The 15,378-nt window shown below is 45.7% G+C and carries 13 protein-coding genes and 1 pseudogene; 4 read left to right on the forward strand and 10 right to left on the reverse strand.

Annotated elements, in window-relative coordinates; genetic code table 11:
* Positions 1 to 40 precede the first annotated feature (40 nt).
* Entirely contained in the window at positions 41 to 1,210 is a 1,170-nt protein-coding gene (locus BARVI_RS11520; protein WP_025277566.1) for an IS4 family transposase, read from the forward strand.
* Here BARVI_RS11520 and BARVI_RS13220 read toward each other — a convergent pair.
* Positions 1,202 to 1,486, reverse strand: a complete 285-nt coding sequence (locus BARVI_RS13220) for a restriction endonuclease subunit S domain-containing protein (RefSeq protein WP_198015970.1) — start codon at positions 1,484 to 1,486, stop codon at positions 1,202 to 1,204. The genes BARVI_RS11520 and BARVI_RS13220 overlap by 9 nt on opposite strands.
* Before the next feature lie 219 nt (positions 1,487 to 1,705).
* Positions 1,706 to 2,059, reverse strand: coding sequence for a transposase (locus BARVI_RS13685; RefSeq protein WP_394330834.1), 354 nt, complete (start codon positions 2,057 to 2,059; stop codon positions 1,706 to 1,708).
* 228 nt (positions 2,060 to 2,287) lie between these two features.
* Between BARVI_RS13685 and BARVI_RS13535 the strand changes: the two are divergent.
* A pseudogene (locus tag BARVI_RS13535) lies at positions 2,288 to 2,578 on the forward strand (arylsulfatase); the annotation flags it as partial.
* Here BARVI_RS13535 and BARVI_RS13405 read toward each other — a convergent pair.
* The gene (locus BARVI_RS13405) at positions 2,489 to 2,698 is read right to left on the reverse strand and encodes a helix-turn-helix domain-containing protein (protein ID WP_025279391.1); all 210 of its coding nucleotides are present in this window, start codon (positions 2,696 to 2,698) and stop codon (positions 2,489 to 2,491) included. The pseudogene BARVI_RS13535 and the gene BARVI_RS13405 sit on opposite strands and share 90 nt — an antisense overlap.
* Before the next feature lie 455 nt (positions 2,699 to 3,153).
* On the opposite strand from BARVI_RS13405, the gene BARVI_RS11540 reads away from it, so the two are divergent.
* Complete coding sequence (locus BARVI_RS11540; protein ID WP_025279392.1) at positions 3,154 to 5,757, forward strand: TIM-barrel domain-containing protein; 2,604 nt, start codon at positions 3,154 to 3,156, stop codon at positions 5,755 to 5,757.
* A gap of 53 nt (positions 5,758 to 5,810) precedes the next feature.
* Positions 5,811 to 7,139, forward strand: coding sequence for a SusF/SusE family outer membrane protein (locus BARVI_RS11545; RefSeq protein ID WP_084547054.1), 1,329 nt, complete (start codon positions 5,811 to 5,813; stop codon positions 7,137 to 7,139).
* 264 nt (positions 7,140 to 7,403) lie between these two features.
* On the opposite strand, the gene BARVI_RS11550 is transcribed toward BARVI_RS11545, so the two are convergent.
* The 7 genes from BARVI_RS11550 to BARVI_RS11580 form a co-directional block, all read right to left on the reverse strand.
* Positions 7,404 to 8,789 carry a transposase gene (locus tag BARVI_RS11550; RefSeq protein ID WP_025277946.1) on the reverse strand — a complete coding sequence of 462 codons (1,386 nt, stop codon included), beginning with the start codon at positions 8,787 to 8,789 and terminating at the stop codon, positions 7,404 to 7,406.
* Positions 8,790 to 8,977: 188 nt separating this feature from the next.
* Positions 8,978 to 10,351, reverse strand: coding sequence for a MobV family relaxase (gene mobV, locus BARVI_RS11555; protein WP_025277662.1), 1,374 nt, complete (start codon positions 10,349 to 10,351; stop codon positions 8,978 to 8,980).
* Positions 10,352 to 10,555: 204 nt separating this feature from the next.
* Positions 10,556 to 11,623, reverse strand: a complete 1,068-nt coding sequence (locus BARVI_RS11560) for a DUF6371 domain-containing protein (RefSeq protein ID WP_025277661.1) — start codon at positions 11,621 to 11,623, stop codon at positions 10,556 to 10,558.
* Positions 11,624 to 11,908: 285 nt separating this feature from the next.
* On the reverse strand, positions 11,909 to 13,120 hold the full coding sequence (locus BARVI_RS11565; protein ID WP_025279394.1) for a relaxase family protein: 1,212 nt from the start codon (positions 13,118 to 13,120) through the stop codon (positions 11,909 to 11,911).
* A complete protein-coding gene (locus BARVI_RS11570; protein ID WP_025279395.1) occupies positions 13,117 to 13,536 on the reverse strand; it encodes a plasmid mobilization protein in 420 nt (139 codons plus the stop codon). Before BARVI_RS11570 ends, BARVI_RS11565 begins: the two co-directional genes overlap by 4 nt.
* A gap of 316 nt (positions 13,537 to 13,852) precedes the next feature.
* A complete protein-coding gene (locus BARVI_RS11575) occupies positions 13,853 to 14,923 on the reverse strand; it encodes an AAA family ATPase (RefSeq protein WP_025279396.1) in 1,071 nt (356 codons plus the stop codon).
* 2 nt (positions 14,924 to 14,925) lie between these two features.
* Positions 14,926 to 15,300: a helix-turn-helix domain-containing protein gene (locus BARVI_RS11580; protein WP_021891432.1), complete on the reverse strand. Its 375-nt coding sequence runs from the start codon at positions 15,298 to 15,300 to the stop codon at positions 14,926 to 14,928.
* Positions 15,301 to 15,378: the final 78 nt, after the last annotated feature.

Genomic DNA, 15,378 nt, shown 5'->3' on the forward strand with positions numbered 1-15,378 from the left:
AGTAACTTTGCGGTAGCCATCAAGAGGTTATCCGCAAGCCATGAACAAAGGAAAAACAATCTTCGCTCAGATTATGTCTCTCATTAACGAATACGAGTTCAAGAAATGTGTCGACCGCTACAAAGGTGACCGGCATGCTATCAAATTCAATTGTCGTGACCAGTTCATGGTGATGAGTTTTGCACAGTTCACTGACAGAGCTGGTTTGAGAGATATAGAGACTACACTTAACCTCTGCGGCGACCTCTATCGCTCCGGAATCAAGGCAATACCTCGATCCACGCTTGCGGAGGCCAATGAGAAGAAGGATTGGCGTATATATCAAGACTTTGCGATGACTTTGGTAAAGGAAGCCACGATGCTTTACAAGGATGAAAAGCTGCGAATTGGTCTTGAGGAGATGATATATGCGTTTGACAGCAGTACCATTGAACTGTGTCTTAAGTTGTGTCCATGGGCCGAGTTTCATCATGGTAAGGGCGCGTTCAAGATACATACACTGATGGATCTGCGAGGCTCGATTCCCACATTTGTCATGCTCACGCCAGGCAAGGTTAACGATGCCAGGATGATGGACAAGATTCCTGTTGAAGCAGGTGCTTTCTACCTGATGGATAGGGGATATGTTGCCTTTGAGAAACTTTACAAGCATTTCCAGCAAAAGGGCGCCTACTTTGTTACACGCGCCAAGGACAATATGTCTTATGAGGTTATTGAGTCCAGACCTGTCAATAAAGACTCGGGCGTTCTTTCGGATGAGACTATCAGACTTGCTGGATATTACTCTACCAGAAAGTATCCAGACACATTGAGACTTGTTGTGTATGAAGACTTTGAGACTGGAAGAGTATATCGATTTCTGACCAGCAACTTTGCGATTGACGATCCGCTGACTATTGCGGAACTCTACCGTGAACGCTGGCTGATAGAACTGTTCTTCAAATGGATCAAGCAGCATCTTCACATCAGGACTTTCTACGGCACTTCCAAGAACGCCGTGTACACGCAGATATGGATAGCCATTTGTGACTATCTGCTGCTCATCATTGCGAAGAAGCGATACGGGTTGGATCCAAGTCTTCATTCTATCTCTAACTCAATCGGACAAGTCCTCTTCCAGAGGGCGGATATCCGTGAAATTTATAATCAGCCGACAACTCCCGTTTGTGTTCCGGAGGCGGGTTCTGTCGAGCAACCTACTTTATGGTAAAATTTCTCCGGACAGCAGTGTATTAATAGCCATCTTCCCGACGCCAGCACCTTTACATACTACAAGCAAATCGTTTAAATATGAATAAACAGACGGATATTCTGTCCATCGGTTTATCACAAGTTGTTCGTTTTCAATATTGCTGGCTCCAATGATGTAAGGTATGCCTGAAACATTATCATTATATTTTTCTGGTGAAAAATCTTGCCCAGAAACGAGTTGCAAGATTTCTTCCAATGTTGTCCACACCCAATTATCAGGCACTTCAAACGGCATATTCCCATAATGGGGCGTATGTATAGTAAGTGATGATTAATTAGGGACAGTCGTTTAATTCCGTCATTATGAGTCAATCGGCAGACTGTCCCGGTAATTTTTCCGATCGAACTCATCTTTTTATATTTTCGGCTCCGTTTCGGAGCCCCTTTTTTCATTTTTGGACCCAACTGGAGCCAATACTCCAGTGAAAGGGCCGTTTCTCACTCACCTCGAACATCAGGCAGCCTGAGCAATTTCGTTGACTTCCCGCCGGACGAGCTGTACTGCATTCGCCGTGTGGATGCCAAAGAAGATGTACAGGATTTCGGTCAACTTCGTCCTTGCCTTGATGCGTTTCAGACCATAGTGTTCCTTCTGCGTTCCGAACGAGCCTTCCATCCTCGTTGCCCTCACCCTCGCCAGCTCGTTGCGGATGATGTCGTTCTCTTTCTTTTCCAAGGACGGACGGCCACGCTTGACGAATGACGTCTGTATTCCTCTATCCTTGCAGTACCCCCTGTTGGCGCTGCCGGCATAGCCTGCATCTCCTCCGACCTTCTTCGCGTCCACACCGAAGAGCTTTCGGTGCATCTTCAGGCAGTGCGTAAGCCTGGTTCCCTCGTTGAAGGCATTGAATGACAGCTTCTCGATGAATGAGAGTCCGTCAACCTGGATATTGTTGCACTTCGCACCGAACTCTACGCTCTTCACTTCCTTGCCTCTCACGATCGGCCTCACATACGGCTTGCTGATGCTCACTATCCTGTCCTTGACACTCTCGCGAGAATTGTTGTTCTCGAAGTGGGCCTTCTGCTGGCGGTACACTATTTTGATGGAATTTCATTCGCTCCCACATTGCTCGGGAAAGGAAAACAGGCGGAACATGATTTCCTATATTGGGAATTTAATGAAACCGACCAGATTGCCGTACGTCAGGGCGACTGGAAATTGATTGTGAAAAAAGGCGTTCCTCACCTGTATAATTTGGCAACCGATCTTCACGAAGATGTTGATTTGGCATCAAAATATCCGGAACAGGTAGAAAAAATGAAGGAAATCATTTTCCGTGAGCATACCCATAGTCCTGACAGGAATGTCGGCTTCCGCTGATTCAAATTTCTTATATAGTTCTTCGTCCACACTGCAAGCCGACGCCATTTCGGCAATCGTCAGCCCCAGCGCGTCGCGCAAACCTTTAAGACGGTTTGCCACTTCTTCAATATGACTCATAGCGTTTCTTTTTTAATGGTTTTACACGTCCTTTCCTTAAGGACTCTCGCAAAATTAGGAAATAATTTCGCAGATTGTAGCCGGCTCGGGCAAAAAAATTGCATAAGTTATTCTATATTACACATTTGCGTTCCATGTGTGCAACACACTCCGGCAAGAAGTGTGCAAAAAATACCCGACACGGCAAGTTTTCACAGCCGTTAACGCTTGCAGAACTAAAAAATCAAACAACTAAATCAAAAATGTTTGTTACGTATGTTTTCAAAGAAACAATCGCAATAAATACGCAACCGAACTCTACTTTTTTATAATGAATTAAAAACATAATTCACTGTTTATCTTGTAATTAACATTTAATTCTACTACTTTATTCCTACTCTTGTTTTACAATCCTTTCTGCTCTAATTATATTTGCATAAACACATCACTTTAAACACTAACAAGAAACTAAAAACATGAAAAATCTTTTACTTATCTGTGTATTTTTTATTCTTTCATTTCTGCAAATATTAGCAGCAGAGAACAATCCTGTAGCAGATCCAAAAGCTATTGTCCGATCTGGGGATATGCGCTTTACAATTCTAACCCCTGAAATGATTCGTATAGAATGGAGTGACAAACAAATCTTTGAAGACCGTGCTTCATTTACTGTGATAAATCGTCGTTTACCTGTTCCAGAATATGAAACATGGGAAGACGAAGAATTCCTATACATCAAAACAGAAAAACTATTATTACAATATCGCTTAAACAGTTTTCCTGGCACATTCAATCCAGCCAGCTCTAAAAATTTAAAAATTACATTTGAGGTGGATGGACAGACTGTCGTCTGGTATCCTTGGAAAAAAGACCCATTAAACCTAAAGGGAACAATGCGCACGCTTGATGGTGCCGACGGAGAAAACAAACGTGCGGAGATGGAAGACGGACTTCTTTCCCGTTCGGGATGGTACGTAATTGATGAGACAGCTGAACGAGCAGATGGAGGCATCAGCCTAATGTTAGATAAGCGTGAAGATGGTGTTGACTGGGTATCTCAACGTCAGGATCCGCCTGCAATGGACTGGTATTTCATGGGATATGGACACAACTACAAAAAAGCTCTTTATGACTTCACTCGCATAGCCGGAAAAATTCCTATGCCACCAATGTATGCATTCGGTTACTGGTATTCAAAATATGAAGACTATAGTGCAGATGATTATAAGAATCTGACTTTAGAAATGGAAGAAAACGGCCTGCCGCAAGATGTCATGGTCATCGACATGGATTGGCACTACTCAGGAAGTGAACTTGACGGAGGAAAAGGTGGATGGACCGGATGGAGTTGGAACACACGTTTGATTCCAGATCCTAAAGGATTGTTAAACTGGCTACACGAAAAGAAACTTAAAGCCACATTGAACCTTCACCCAGCTTATGGAATAGCCCCTTATGAAGATAATTATCAGGCACTTTACAATGACCTTCAATCAAGAGGTATGGATTTGACTGCCGACAGCATCATCAATGAAGATGGTACTATTCGATGGAATTTGGAAAATGAAGATTTTTATAAAGCCTTTTTTAAAAACATAATCCGCCCACATGAAAATATAGGAGTTGACTTTTGGTGGCTTGACTGGCAACAATGGCTGCTTGCAGAAAACGAAGAAAAACTCAGTAACACATTTTGGTGCAATCATGTATTTTACAATGACATGAAAGCAAAAGGACAAGCCCGTCCGATAATTTTCCACCGTTGGGGAGGATTGGGCAGTCATCGTTATCAGATAGGTTTCTCAGGAGACTCCCACACATCATTCGAAACTCTAAAATTTGAAACATACTTCACATCTACAGCTTCCAACGTCGGTTACGGATACTGGAGTCATGATATAGGCGGACACCATCAAAACGGAGAAAACAATCCCGAGTTATTTTTACGCTGGATCCAATTTGGTGTTTTTTCCCCAATAATCCGTACACATAGTTCAAACAATCCGGACGTCGAACGCCGAATGTGGAAATATCCCAACTATCCATTAATGCGCGAAGCGGTAAAACTTAGATACGCAATGGTACCCTATATATATACACAAGCACGCGTTTCCTACGACACAGGTATTTCCCTCTGCCGTCCATTATATTATGAATGGCCAGAAAACAACGAAGCATATAAGCACGATGATGAATATATGTTTGGTAATGATATTTTAGCAGCTCCAATTGTAAAAGCTGCAGATGCAGACGGAACTATAAGTAAAACGATATGGTTACCAGAAGGTAAATGGTATGAAGTTTGTTCTGGTGAAATCTTAGAAGGTAACCAGTCTTATACCCGTACATTTACACAAAGTGACATACCTCACTATATTAAAGAAGGTGCCATCATTCCATATTTCCCCGAATTAATGGATTTGAAAAGCCGTCCTGACAAATTGATATTAAAATTCATCCCGGGTTCAAAAGGTGAATTACGCTATTACGAGGATGAAAATGATAATGACAATTATGAAAACGGAGCATTTACCTTTACACCTATTACCCAAGAAAAAAATGGGAATGAGGGTATATATACAATTCACCCTATCGAAGGATATTTCAACGGAATGCTTAATGAACGTAGCTACGATATTGAATTATTAGCCGTCAATAAGCCTGAGAATGTAGTTGTCAACGGCCTTACATATACTTATGCAAACGATGAAAAGCCTGGTACTTGGAAATATGACAGCGCAAAACGTACAGCCATAATTTACCTTCCTAAAATTGCATGTGATCAGGAAACAAAAATAGTTGTAACACACGGCATGAGTTCTATTAACGACATAAAGGAATCCAAACAAGCTGTCATTTCCTACTCAAGCGATAGCCGACAAATGCAAGTTTCTCTCGACAAAAATTGCAATAATATACACGTAAGTCTATTCGATGTTATGGGAAAAAACCTATTGTCAGACCATTTCAAAGACGCCCGAAATATCCTGCTTGATTTATCAACAATACCTTCAGACGGATTATGCATTGTTCAACTGACTTACGATAATCATATTCAAACACAAAAAATTATTCTTTAAGACTTTATAATTTTAATCAAAAACACATTTACTAACTATTAAAAATTAACGCTATGAAACGTATATCACTAATGCTTATCCTTGCCTTACTTTTCTTAAAAGTAGCGGCCCAAAATTACACCCAAGTCTATCTTATTGGAGGTGCAGCACCTAACGAATGGGATAATAATAAGGCAGAATACATGACACCGGTTTCCACAACTGAAGAAAACGCCATTTTCACTTGGACAGGTCCGTTGAAAGCAAGTGACTTCAAATTCATCAACACTTTGGGAACTTGGCAACCATCTTTTAATGCTCCAACAGAAAATGAGCCTATTGAACTCGGCAAATCTCATAACCTCGTATATAATGAAAGCGGCAATGACCATAAATTCATGTTATCAGAATCCGGGTTTTATACAGTTACCGTCGATTTGAAGAAACTTACCATGGTAGTTGAAAAGGCCAATGTCGAAATACCGGAAGAATTATGGATAACTGGAACAGCTATTCCAGAAGGAACTGTAAAATTATCAAAAATTTATGGAGTAGCCAATTTCGCTTACAACGGCGAACTACAGCAAGGAGAACTTAAAATAATGACAACCCCGACACCAGACGAAACAACAGAATATATCATTCCTTCTGAAGAAGCAATGGACATTACAGGCAAAACAACTCTGACAACAACAACAGACTCAAAACAACCTGGATGGAACGTCATGGTTGCAGATCCTGCTTATAAAATAAAAATAGACCTGGTTGCAAAAGAAGTAAATGCAGAAATATACAAATCACCGGAAATGTTGTATATCGTAGGAGGTGCAACCGAATGCGGCTGGAATGTTGACTCTGCCATCCCTTTTACAAAGGATACCAACAATCCAGACCAGTTTGTATTCACAGGTGAATTAAAAATACGTCCTGAAAATGTCGGAAGCAACGAATTCAAAATTCTTGGACAAAGAACTTGGGATCCATACAGTCTACACCCATATACTGAAAATGAAAAAATACTCGAATCAACAAGTTTCAGAATCGGCGGAAACGACACCAAATGGATTGTTGATAGTGACAAACAAGGCATTTACACTATTACAGTAAATACTTTCTATGAGACTATTTCAGCGCGCTTCGAACCGACCTCCACCAAAGTAGACATGCTTGAAACTGACAAGTATTTTCATTATAATGTATCAGGAAATGAGGTACACGTTTCCATGATTGACGGATATTCAGCTGACAACGTACAACTAATAAGCCTCGATGGAAAAATTGTATATTCTGCACAGAATAAAACAAATAGTTTTACAATAAGCAATAATAGTGCAACTGGAATATATATATTCAAAATCAGCTGCAATGGAAAAGTTTTTGCCCAACAAGTTGCATTACAATAAAATGCAAATAATCAAGGGAACAACAAACTTTGATGAATAAAACAGAGACCGGCCCAATAATAGTTGGACCGGTCTCTTATTTAAAATAGGGACAGTCGTTTAATTCCGTCATTATGAGTCAATCGGCAGACTGTCCCGGTAATTTTTCCGATCGAACTCTTCTTTTTATATTTTCGGCTCCGTTTCGGAGCCCCTTTTTTCATTTTTGGACCCAACTGGAGCCAATACTCCAGTGAAAGGGCCGTTTCTCACTCACCTCGAACATCAGGCAGCCTGGGCAATTTCGTTGACTTCCCGCCGGACGAGCTGTACTGCATTCGCCGTGTGGATGCCAAAGAAGATGTACAGGATTTCGGTCAACTTCGTCCTTGCCTTGATGCGTTTCAGGCCATAGTGTTCCTTCTGCGTTCCGAACGAGCCTTCCATCCTCGTTGCCCTCACCCTCGCCAGCTCGTTGCGGATGATGTCGTTCTCTTTCTTTTCCAAGGACGGACGGCCACGCTTGACGAATGACGTCTGTATTCCTCTATCCTTGCAGTACCCCCTGTTGGCGCTGCCGGCATAGCCTGCATCTCCTCCGACCTTCTTCGCGTCCACACCGAAGAGCTTTCGGTGCATCTTCAGGCAGTGCGTAAGCCTGGTTCCCTCGTTGAAGGCATTGAATGACAGCTTCTCGATGAATGAGAGTCCGTCAACCTGGATGTTGTTGCACTTCGCACCGAACTCTACGCTCTTCACTTCCTTGCCTCTCACGATCGGCCTCACATACGGCTTGCTGATGCTCACTATCCTGTCCTTGACACTCTCGCGAGGATTGTTGTTCTCGAAGTGGGCCTTCTGCTGACGGTACATCCTTGTGATGATTTCAATATCGCTCTTCTGTCTGGCTGTCAGCAATTTCTCCGCACCTGCATTCTCCCTCTCCAGTGTGCGGGTCTCCTTCAGTATCTTCCCCAAAAGGTTGAGCAGGCGTCTGGTCAGTTTCCTGGTCTGGACTTTCGTATGCCTGCGCCGCTTCCTGTACGACAGGTTGGCCTTCTCTACGTCTACGTACTTCGTCCTCGGACGGTGCACATTCAGCTTGGCACTCAGAGTGCACATTATCTCATATGACTTCTCTATTCCTTCCCACAGAAGCTTCGGATCCGTAGGATAGTGCATCTCGCTCTCGTAACAGGTCGCATCCGTATACATCGTGTCCAGGTCCTTCATGTACGGTTTCCAGGCTCTTGCCAGTATCTCCTGCTGCTGTTGGATCTTCAGCCCGCGGGCCAGTTCCGAAAACACGTCGTCCAGAAGTTTGTAGTTCGTCAGAGGATGCATCGGGTCTATTCTCACATCGCAGAAGAGCTGATAGTGGACGTTACCGTTAAGATGCTCCATCAACTTCGGGCTGCTCAGACCTGTGTACATCTTCAGGAACATCAGCGCAACCTTGCCCTCCGGGGTGAAGTATGTTTTTCGTCCTTTCTTCGCTCTCATGCTCTTGCTTATCAGTCCAAAGTTCTCTGCCATCTCACGTAGCGGCAGCCTCTTCCTGATTTTTCCCAGCTCGCTAGTCGCGAATGTCTGCCTATGCAATTCATAAAAATCGAACTCCGTGAAAGGAAGATCGGGTGATATTCCAGAGAAATTTTGTACCTTAGCCATGCAGATTAATTTTTGCGATACCTCCAAATTTGGCTTTTCCAGGGCGCTTGGGGGTATTCTTTTTATCTTTAGCTAAGATACGGATTTTATATTACATTAGCAATCAATTCTTTATAAAGTTTTATTCTTTTTACGACAGTCCCTAATTATACGCTAAAGTTTTTCCGTAACATACTTTGAATTAGTTTTTATCTTCTATTCCCTTTTTTCTGTTCTCTCCATGGAAGATTAGACGATGAGCCGCCAGAACCAGTACCGACATGAACCTCTGCCGGACCTCCAGCGGCAAGAGTAAAAGCTGCTCCCAACAGCTCGGCCTGCTTCCCGCTTACCTGTTCCTGCGGCTCGAAGACGGCATTGACAAACTCCTCGTCCGTGATCTGGCCGTTGAAATGTCTTTGGGCCATATCATAGTCTATCTGGAACTTGGTGTCCTCAAAAAGCTCCTCTCCGACCCGTGTCCAGATGTGAAGCGACGGATTTCGGTAGTTGGACACGTTGATTCGGACAAGCTCGGCACCGGATGAGAGGCTGTAACGCTGAGGGTTTGCCATCCGGTCGAGCCGGTCTATCAGCTTTCGTTGCCTGTCTATGACGGCATCTTTCTCTTCTGACTGCCGTTCGGCGGTTTCCGCCCTGCGGATGGCTTTGTCTATCTCCACTTGATAGCCGTTTCGCAGTTTCCTGATTTCTGATTTATGCTGTTCCCGCAATCGGATCTTTTCTGCCTGAAGAGCCTTAATCTGTCTATTAAGTTCGGCAATCTGCCCGTCCTTGTCCGCAAGTTCCTTTTTTGCCTTGGCAAGGTCTCCCTTGCCGAACCACGCGAGGATGGTGCTCCTGCCTTCCTGCGCCTTCTCCACATCAACCTGCAACTTGGCTATATCCTCTTCATATTGGATTACCTGCTGCCTGTAGTATTCTGAGTTCGCCTGATGCTTGGCTGTGGAGCCGACAATCCCACGCTGCAACCCGAACGGTTTCATGGCTGCTGCGTAACTGTTCTGGTATTCATGAAGCTTGGTGCGTCGCATCACATCATCCGCTGACAAACGGGGACCGGATTTCGTCTCGTACTTCCTCTCTCCCTCCCGCTTCCTGCGGATACGCTCACCGGTTACAATGGGAACGATGGTGGCGTGCAGGTGGGGAGTCTTCTCGTCCATGTGCAGTACGCACGATACAAGGTTCTCTTCGCCGAAGGTCCCCTTTAGCCATTTGAGATTGGCATCGATCCAACTGTCCAGTCTGTCGTCATTGGCAATCTTCATCATCTGCTCATGCGTTCCGGTCAGGATGATACGGATGGCTTTTGTCTGGTTCTTACCGACCTTGCGGCGCAGCCCGGCCGTGTCGATGCGGTGCTGTATCGCCTCGGTACGATTGGAAACTCCCTCGGGGAACCTGACCAGCTCACGGTTGAGATGTGTCCGGTCCGCATTGGCATTGACCGGCACATAAATTTTTCCCTTGGTATCCTTCCTTTCTATATGGCATGACATTCCGCTGTCATTACCGCTGCCACGCTGCAAGTGGCAAACCGCGTATTGTGTATTGCTCATATCTGTTCGTTTTATGGTTGTCATTTCTGTTGTAAAATCCCGTTTTATTGCCGGAGGCATATACTTAAATCCGAAGGGGAGCCCCTCGGCTTATGGGCTTTTTGACTGCCGGACGCGGAGTGGAGGCGGTGAAAATGCCCTAATAAGCTACGGGATTTTACAACCCCTTTCCCTTGGGACAGCAAGCTGTCCGGTGCCTTCCTGTCATTCCGTTTTTTTCGCATCAATCAGTTCAAGCCCGAAAGCGTCGATGAGGGACCGCAATACGGGATTGCGTTCTATCATCTGTTGAAGGATCATCTGCGGCGTGTCCTCCATCAGGAGGAAGTCTGCGATGTCCAGTCCGGCTTCACGCTGCGCACCGGTCGCAATCCTCTCCAGCATATCGGAACATGTGGCACGCCTGCAAAAGGATTCCAGCATCGGCAGCCGTCGCCTCCATTCTTCCGTCGCCTTGAGGTCGGGGAAGAGGACAACCTCCCGGCCGCCCAATACCTGCATGGTCTCGCTGTTGAAGCACCCGTGCATCCCTCCGGTGGCAAGCCAGATGAAGTCCGGGATGAAAAGGGCGGCGACCAGTGCCGTCTTCTCGCTCTCGACAACGGCTACGGGCTTGGCGGACATGGCGGCGGAAGTGTCCGACAGCAGATGTTCTCCGAACAGGCACTGCTTCATCCTGAAATCCTGCACCTTCCTCACGGAATGCACCCAGCTGACTTGGTTAAAAGGCTCCTTGATACGGTGTCCGGTTACGGCATCGTAGCCCATGATCTTGCCCGCACGCACGTTGCTGTTCCGGTCTATCTGCCAGAATACGGTCGCACCGCCCCACCTCCTTGAGGTACCGACCCTGTATAGGCTGAATAGCTTGTCCACATTCTCCTTGCCCATCACTTTGGGAAAGTATCGGTACAAGGGGTTGATGTCGTACCTGCGCATGGATTGCTCCACCCAATCAGAGGGAAGAAAAGAAATCCGTGGTTTCTGTTCGGGCAATGCTCTTGCTGGCGGTCTTGCAGCTATCGGTGTGCCGCCAAACCTTTCCTGCCCATTCAATCTTTCTTTGACAGCCGGATTGTCCCGGAAGTATTCCTTCGGGGTATAGTGGTAGCCGCAACTGTTGATATGGTCGCAGATGCCCACGTTGTCAGGGAAGGAAATCTCTCCCGCCTCGTCGATATAACGGGTAAAGCAGGACTTCCTGCCGCACTCCGGACAGACGGTCTTGCTGCCCGGCCTGTATTTCTGAAGATGGAATCTGTATCCGTTCATGATGCTCTCTTTTGTGGATTCCTGCAAGTGGAAACCGTCATTTGCAGTTTGCAGTTCCTGCAGTCTTGCAGGAAATACCTGTTTTTAGAACCCTGAAACTGCAAAACTGCAAAGACTGCAGGCTGCAACGAGGGGGTCATCCGTTGCAGTCTGGGGGTGACGGTTCATTGTCTGTCATATTAAATTTTCCAGATTTATAAAATAATTTTCCCCATATCCGACAAGACAGTCATACAAAAAGCGGTCGCACGAGGCGACCGCTTTTTGTATGACTGTTTCATGACTTTATCGTCTTAATCCTGTTCTCGGTTTCTTGCCCAATAGGAGGGTAGCGGTTCGTGCGCAGCGACGGGCCCATTGCAGGTCGTCATCGTCCTTGTCCCGCCAGGGGAGATTGCTTTGCGAACCTCCGCCGCCACCTCCGGCAGATATGGCTGGCGTATCAAGCATACCAACAAAGATAGCTACGGCTATGTCGGTCAGCTCACTGCTGTTGGCAACCTCCCGATAGTCGAACTCATCGTTGAAATAGTCAAGCACCCGCTCCGGAATATAGAAACGCTGTTCCCTCCCGCTATGGGAAGAAAGCGTGTAGGACACCGAGCCGGAACGATAGTGAGTATAGTCGTCCATATCGGTTGTCGGTCTTCTAACAGGTTCTGGTCTATGGATTTGAGAAGTATTGACCTGAGCGGCAAGCCTCTCCCGGTAGTGGAGCTTTTGCCACGTACGGGGAAGTTTCGAAATCATCAGGTTACGGGCCACTCCCAGTTCGGAAGCCTTGTATTTGGCATTTCCTTTGAGGATCGCATATCCACGGAGAACATCTTTCTTGTCTTTCCGTTCATATACGGAATAGCCTCTCCGGGCAAGTGCCTTCTTGTATTCTTCCCATGACCATGATGGCATGGTTCTCAATACCTCCATGCACTCTCTGCTTACTTCCGGAATGTTGCGACTTCGGATTTCTTCCGCAGTCTTCCAGCCACGTTTCACTGCAACTCGCTCGGCTGCACGTTGTGCCCGAAGATGAATGTTATGGTCATTGTTGATGTTCCCATTTTCATCAAAGCGGCAAATTGCGGCGTGTAGATGGGGAACTTTCCCTTTGGATTCCATGTGCAGGTAAACCGTGTATTTGCTGTTTGCCAGATTGGTCGGGCTGGAACGGACTTTACCGTCCTTGCCGGTAATCGTTTGTTTATCGAACTCTTCGGCGAACTCGTGCCAGAGTTTTTGCCAGTCCTCAATGTCATAGAAACTGGTATGCTCAGGCGATGGACTCAACTCTATTCTGATTATGGAATTCTTTATCGGCCGATGCTGGGAAAGGGTCAACTGCATGGAGTTCCATATTCCCATAGCGTCCAGTTCCGGGGGCAACAGATTGTCCAATACCCGATATATTTTTTCCGGATGCTTCTTGTGTTTTGATTCGCCAGTAATATAACGAAGGTCATTGATGCCGTAAGATATGGCTTTGGCTTTTGCAATCATTTTTCTTCGGATTGAGGGTTGGACGGAATTCTATTTTTCTCCTTTACGGCTTCCAGGAATTGGTAGACGCCTTCGGCAACATTGGAAAGTTCTCCGAGCCAGCCGACCATGAACGGAATCTGATTGAACATTACCATCCGCTGCTTTGTGGACATTCCATGAAGTGCGGAGGTATATTTTACGAGATCAGACCGACAATTGTCCAGATTCTGCAGCAGTGCCGCCTCTTCTTTCGTGAGCCTCGCTTTGGGCTTGAAGTTATATGCACATGACAATATGTAGTCGCTTACGGTCATGCCGCATTGTTCGGCCAGTGATTTTATATGGTCTCTCTGGCTGGGAGTGACTTTTGCCCCGACAAAAACGCTTCTTGTTTCTTTCGGGGAAGTTGATGTATTGACAATATCTTCTTTCATTTGAATCGTTGTTATAATGGTTGAAAAGGTGCGAGCTTGCGAGTACCGTACTGGCGAAGGAACTGAGCAGTCAAGAGCGCCAATGTACAACCGTAACGCAGTGAGGTTATACCTTGGCATATCTCGAAACAGTTACCTGTTTATGCTTCCCCGCAAGCCATATCGGATGTGTATAATGAATTGGCTCTTGGACAATGAAATGCAGGATAATATTATCCAATAAAAGAGGGGAGAAAATAAGTATCTCACATGGTGATTTCCTGCCGACTTTGCTTTATTCTAATATATACGCCCCAGCAATAAAGTAAAGTTGTATTCAGTAATGGCATTCCGGATTGAGAATATAATTTTTCCCCTCCTTTATGACCATCCGCTTGTTGCCAAGAAAGGTGGCTACCTTGACCGCCTTGTTGTAGCCGAGCTTTACATTGTGCAATCCGTAAGCTTCCTTCAGACGTTCCAGGTAGTCATCGTAACTGCCGATATTGCCATTGGCAAAAGCGGCATCCACTGCAGCACGATGTACAGGCTCAGGAATTTCCCTCTCCGGATCGAACGGTTCTTTGGTCGGTCGCCCGCTCTTCTTCTCTTTGGACAGATATGGTTCTACCAGTTCGGGCAGGACGTCTTCGTTTATGCGGAAAGCGAAAGGTTCAAAGTCCCGGTCCCGGATGTGCACGGCTTCGACCACGCTTATGGCTTTGTCCTCTTTATCCACTTCTACCTGCAGGATGGTTTCCGCCTTGTTGTTGAGTTCCGTGCCGATGTGACCACGCGCATGTTCATCATTCTTGTTCTGATGCAGGACAGTATGGATATGGATTTGTTTATCGTCCGTCCACTGCATGAATTTCGAGATAACTTCGGTAGATTCACTGGATGAATTGATGTCGTAAAGGAAATCACGGATGCCATCTATAATGACCAGACCCAAATCAGGTGTGGTGCCGATAGCTTCTTCGACTATCAACAGACGCACTCTTGGTGCAAACTTGCGCAGAGACAACATGATCAGATTTTCCGGCACCTTGTCATCCGGCAGTTCCGCCAAACGCAGGATGCGCTTCAGTACCTGTTGACAATGATGGCGTCCCTGTTCCGTGTCGATATACAGAATCTTCCTCTTGTTCTCGGGGAACATGGAACGGTAACGAAGAACAGTGCGGCCACTCAATGCTGATGCGGCAATGGCCGAAACGTTGAATGTCTTCTTGCTTTTGGCTTTCCCGATGGAAGCGCTGAAATTCCCCAATGTGCCTATAACAGCATCATCCACCATCAACACCGCCGGCGCCTCTTCATAGTTATTCGTGACGCTCACGGCTGCTTCCTCTATATAAACAGCCAGTTCTTCACGTGAAGGTATCGTTTCGTCCGTCTTCTCCATCATTACCAGTTTTTAAGGTTAGGTTTACGGCGATGGGAAGCGAGCATGGCTTCGTTCTCTTCCTCGAAAGTTTGCGGAGCCGGATTCTTTCGGGAGGATTCCAGCCATTTGTCCAGTTCATCCCGGTAGATGTATAGATGTTTTCCTTGCTTGATGACTGGAATATCATCTTTTTTGACCTTGTAATAAAATGTCGATAACGGCATTTTGAGATAGGCGCAAGCTTCCTGCACGGTCATGGGAACGTGCGTGTTTTCTTTGACTTCATGCTGCTTGGACAGTTTTTCTGTCAGCAGATTCTCCATGCTTGCTATCCGGTCGCAAAGTTCGCCGACTACTGCCGGCAAGTCATTGAATGTAAGTTGGTCTGTTTTCATATTATAACTTTTTAATCGTTTAACATGCTGCGAACCAACCCAATGAAGCTTTGCAGAACAATACAGACCGGATTAATT

It is taken from the genome of Barnesiella viscericola DSM 18177 (assembly GCF_000512915.1).
Lineage (GTDB): Bacteria > Bacteroidota > Bacteroidia > Bacteroidales > Barnesiellaceae > Barnesiella > Barnesiella viscericola.

Bases quoted from the DNA above. Each gene is read 5' to 3' on its own strand.
- BARVI_RS11545 (WP_084547054.1), top strand. From the start codon at position 5,811: ATGAAACGTATATCACTAATGCTTATCCTTGCCTTACTTTTCTTAAAA.
- BARVI_RS11550 (WP_025277946.1), bottom strand. From the start codon at position 8,789: ATGGCTAAGGTACAAAATTTCTCTGGAATATCACCCGATCTTCCTTTC.
- BARVI_RS11570 (WP_025279395.1), bottom strand. From the start codon at position 13,536: ATGAAAGAAGATATTGTCAATACATCAACTTCCCCGAAAGAAACAAGA.
- BARVI_RS13685 (WP_394330834.1), bottom strand. From the start codon at position 2,059: ATGCACCGAAAGCTCTTCGGTGTGGACGCGAAGAAGGTCGGAGGAGAT.
- BARVI_RS13220 (WP_198015970.1), bottom strand. From the start codon at position 1,486: ATGCCGTTTGAAGTGCCTGATAATTGGGTGTGGACAACATTGGAAGAA.
- BARVI_RS11520 (WP_025277566.1), top strand. From the start codon at position 41: ATGAACAAAGGAAAAACAATCTTCGCTCAGATTATGTCTCTCATTAAC.
- BARVI_RS13405 (WP_025279391.1), bottom strand. From the start codon at position 2,698: ATGAGTCATATTGAAGAAGTGGCAAACCGTCTTAAAGGTTTGCGCGAC.
- BARVI_RS11560 (WP_025277661.1), bottom strand. From the start codon at position 11,623: ATGAACGGATACAGATTCCATCTTCAGAAATACAGGCCGGGCAGCAAG.
- BARVI_RS11580 (WP_021891432.1), bottom strand. From the start codon at position 15,300: ATGAAAACAGACCAACTTACATTCAATGACTTGCCGGCAGTAGTCGGC.
- BARVI_RS11565 (WP_025279394.1), bottom strand. From the start codon at position 13,120: ATGATTGCAAAAGCCAAAGCCATATCTTACGGCATCAATGACCTTCGT.
- BARVI_RS11575 (WP_025279396.1), bottom strand. From the start codon at position 14,923: ATGGAGAAGACGGACGAAACGATACCTTCACGTGAAGAACTGGCTGTT.
- BARVI_RS11540 (WP_025279392.1), top strand. From the start codon at position 3,154: ATGAAAAATCTTTTACTTATCTGTGTATTTTTTATTCTTTCATTTCTG.
- mobV (WP_025277662.1), bottom strand. From the start codon at position 10,351: ATGAGCAATACACAATACGCGGTTTGCCACTTGCAGCGTGGCAGCGGT.